At 75.9% G+C, this 3962-nt stretch carries 1 protein-coding gene; it reads left to right on the top strand.

All coding sequences use genetic code 11. From position 1 onward, the window contains the following. Positions 1–3962, top strand: a 3962-nt coding sequence (locus tag GWI24_RS41670) for a type I polyketide synthase (RefSeq protein ID WP_210951219.1), incomplete at both ends; no start/stop codon positions are given.

Genomic DNA, 3962 nt, shown 5'->3' with positions numbered 1-3962 from the left:
TCCTGCCCACGGCCGTTCCCCCGGCCGCATCGCCATCGTCGGCATGGGCTGCCGGCTCCCCGGTGACACCGACTCACCCGCCGCCCTGTGGCGGCTGCTGGCCGACGGACGCGACGCCGTCGGCGAACCGCCCGCCGAGCGCGCCGCACTCTGGGCGGCCGACCCCGCCACGACCGCCCGGCCCGCGTCCGCACCGCCCGTCCGCGGCGGATATCTGCGCGATGTGTCCGGTTTCGACGCCGACTTCTTCGGCGTCTCCGGGCGCGAGGCCGACGTCCTCGACCCCCAGCACCGGCTGCTGCTGGAAGTGGCCTGGGAGGCCCTGGAACACGCCGGAATGCCACCGGACCGGCTCGGCTCCACAGCCACCGGCGTCTTCGCCGGGCTCAGCTACAACGACTACATGAACCGGCTCGACCGGCACCCCCGCGAGCTGGAGGGCTCGGCCCTGGCCAACGGGCACTGCGTCGCCACCGGCCGGATCTCCTACCTCCTCGGCCTCCACGGCCCGTCGGTGGCCCTGGACACCGCGTGCTCGTCCTCCCTGGTCGCCGTCCACCTGGCCGTCCAGGCGCTGCGCGCGGGGGAGTGCGATCTGGCCCTGGCCGGCGGGGTCACGCTGATGTTCGAGCCGCGGATCACCCGCTCGTTCGACCGGATGGGCATGCTCTCGCACACCGGCCACTGCCACGCCTTCGACGCCGCCGCCGACGGCTTCGTCCGCGGCGAGGGCTGCGGCCTCGTCGTCCTCAAACGCCTCACCGACGCCCTGCGCGACGGGGACCGGATCCTGGCCGTACTGCGCGGCTCGGCCGTCAACCAGGACGGCCACTCCGACGGCCTCGCCGCGCCCTCGGCCGCCGCCCAGCGCGCCCTGTACGAGGAGGCACTCGGCCGCGCCGGGGTGGACCCCGCGGACGTCGGCATGGTCGAGGCCCACGGCACCGGTACCCCCGTCGGCGACCCGGTCGAATTCACCAGCCTCGCCCAGGTCTACGGCACCGGCCGCGACCGCTGCGCCCTGGCCTCGGTCAAGACCAACCTGGGCCACCTGGAGCCCGCCGCCGGTGTCACCGGGCTGATCAAGGCGGTGCTGTGCCTGGGCCGTGGACAGATCCCGCCCAATCTGTACTTCACCCGGTGGAATCCCGCCATCGCCGCCGAGGGAACGCGTTTCTTCATCCCTCGCGAGCTCACTCTCTGGCCGGTGCGGACCGGCCCCCGGCTGGCCGCCGTGTCCTCCTTCGGCTTCTCCGGGACCAACGCCCATGTGGTGCTGGAACAGCCGCCCGCACCCGCGCCCCGTCCCACCCCGTCACGGCCCCGGCCCGACACCCGCGCCGTTCCGCAGGTGTTCCTCGTCCCCGCGGGCTCCCCGGCCGTGCTGCCCGGCGCCGCCCGCCGGATGGCGGACTGGCTGGAGGGCGACGGCGCGGACACCCCGCTGCGCGACATCGCCCACACCCTGGCGCTGCGCCGCGGCGCCGGCCGTGGACGGCTCGGCGTCACCACCGCCTCGCGCACCGAACTCGTGGGCTCCTTGAGGGCGTTCGCCGAAGGCCGGGCCCACCCCGCCGTGGTGAGCGGCGCCGTGGGCGCCGCGGTCTCCCGCCGGCCGATCTGGGTGTTCTCCGGACAGGGCTCCCAGTGGCCCGGCATGGGGCGGCGGCTGCTGGAGACCGAACCGGTCTTCGCCGAGGCGCTCGTCGAGGCCGACGCCCTCATCGCCGCCGAGTCCGGATTCTCGGTGCTCGACATCGTCCGCCGCGGTGCGCCGGTGACCGGCTGCGGCCGGGTGCAGCCCGTGTTGTTCGCCCTCCAGACCGCGCTCGCCGCCACCTGGCGCGCCCACGGCGTGGAGCCCGCCGGGGTCATCGGCCACTCCATGGGCGAGGTCGCCGCCGCCGTGGTGGCCGGGGCGCTCTCCCTCGCCGACGGGGCCAAGGTGATCTGCCGCCGCTCCGCGCTGCTCACCCGCGTCGCCGGAAACGGCGCCATGGCCACGGTGGGCCTCGGCGCCGACGAGGTGCAGGCCGAACTCGACAGCGGCGGCGCCGCCGAAGCCGTCACCGTGGCCGTCATGGCCGCCCCCGGCTCCACCGTGGTGGCCGGGGACACCGAACACGTCGAACGGCTCGTCGCCGGCTGGCAGGCCCGCTCCGTCCCCGCCGCGCCGATCGCCGTGGACGTCGCCTCGCACTCGCCCCAGGTGGACCCGCTCCTGGCCGATCTGCGCACGGCCCTCGCCGACCTCGAACCCCGCCGCCCGGAGGTGCCCTTCTACACCACCGTCCTGGACGATCCGCGGACCCCGCCCGCCTTCGACGCCGACTACTGGTGTGCCAATCTGCGCCACCCGGTCCGGTTCTCCACGGCCGTCGCCGCCGCCGCGGCCGACCGCCACCTGGTGTACGTCGAGATCTCCCCCCACCCGGTCATCACCCACCCCGTCCTGGCCGGTCTGGCCGGTCTGGTGGAGGACCCCGTCGTCCTGCCCACACTCCGCCGCGAGGAGGACGAGCCGACCACCTTCCGGACCCATCTGGCCGCGCTGCACTGCGCGGGTGTCCCCGTCGACTGGTCCGTGCTGTACGCGGACGCCGCCCTCGCCGACGTACCGCCCATCACCTTCGACCGCACCCGCCACTGGGCCGACGCCCCGCTCCCCGCACCCTCCGACGCGGCCTCGCCCGGTGGGCTGCCCGGCGCGCACTTCGAAGCGCCCGGCGACCCCGTCCGCCACTTCTGGCGCGCCCGCACCGGCACCGCGGCCCTGCCCTGGCTCGACGACCACCGGGTGCACGGCGCCCCCGTCCTGCCCGGCGCGGCCTCCTACGCCCTCGCGCTCACCGCCGCCTGCGAGGTGTTCGGCGCCGAGCCCGAGGAGGTCGAGGTCACCGATCTGCACTTCCGTGAACTGCTGCGGCTCGCCGACCACACCGACCTGTCCACCACCGTGACCCTCGCCGCCACCGACCGCGCCGAATGCGAGATCTTCGGACGCGACGAGGACGGCGCCTGGGTGCGGCAGGCCACCGCGGTCCTCCGCAGACTCGCCGTACCACCACGCTCCCGCGCCGCCTCCGTCCGTACCCTCGCCCTGCGTCATCCCGCGCCCATCGAGGCCGAAGCGCTGTACGTCAATCTGCGGGCCCGGGGCGTGGCACACGGACCGGCGTTCCAGGGCATCACCGAGGTGTCCGCCTCCCGCCACGGCAACAGCTTCTGGGCCCGGGTGCGGGTCCCCGAGGCCGCCCGCGAGCCCGGACACGGGCTGCGTGTCCACCCCGTCCTGGTCGACCTGTGCGCCCAGCTCCTCATCGCCGGGCTGCTCGACGAGGGCGACCGGCGGCTGCTGCTGCCCGCGCGGATGCGATGCGTACGTATCCTCGGCGACCCCGAGACCGCCGTGTACTGCCATGCCCGGCTCGCCGAGACCACCCCCGGAGCCACCGTCGGCCACGTCCGGCTGCTCGACGCGGACGGCCGGCCGGTCCTGGCCGTCGACGGGCTGCGCATCGTCCACCGGGCCGCGGAGCGTGCGGCCGAGGTCGACCAGTGGTTCCTCGAGGTCGGCTGGCGGCGTGCCGCCCGGCCCCCGGCCACCCGGCCCCCGGGACGGTGGCTCGTCGTCGGAGAGGCGGACGGCACCGCCCGCCCGGTGGCCGCCGCCCTGCGCGCCGCAGGCGCCACCGCCCGGGTGTGGGAGGTGCCCCTGGCCGACCAGGGGCTCGACGCGTTCCGCGACGCCCTCACCAACCGGCTCACCCGCCCTGCGGAACGGCCGCGCGCCGTGGTGTTCGTGTGCGGCCCGCACCCGGCCGAGGGCGGCGCGGAGCACGGACTGCGCCGCACCCGCCGGCTGCTCGCCGCCGCCCAGGTACTCACCGCCCGCTTCCCCGAACCGCCCCGCCTCTACGCCGCCACCTCAGGCGCCCGTACGGTGACCCCCGGCGACCTGG

The sequence above is a fragment of the Streptomyces sp. MK37H genome (genome assembly GCF_018035285.1).
GTDB classification, from domain to species: Bacteria; Actinomycetota; Actinomycetes; order Streptomycetales; family Streptomycetaceae; genus Streptomyces; species Streptomyces endocoffeicus.
This window is presented reverse-complemented; position numbering and strand designations above follow the sequence as displayed.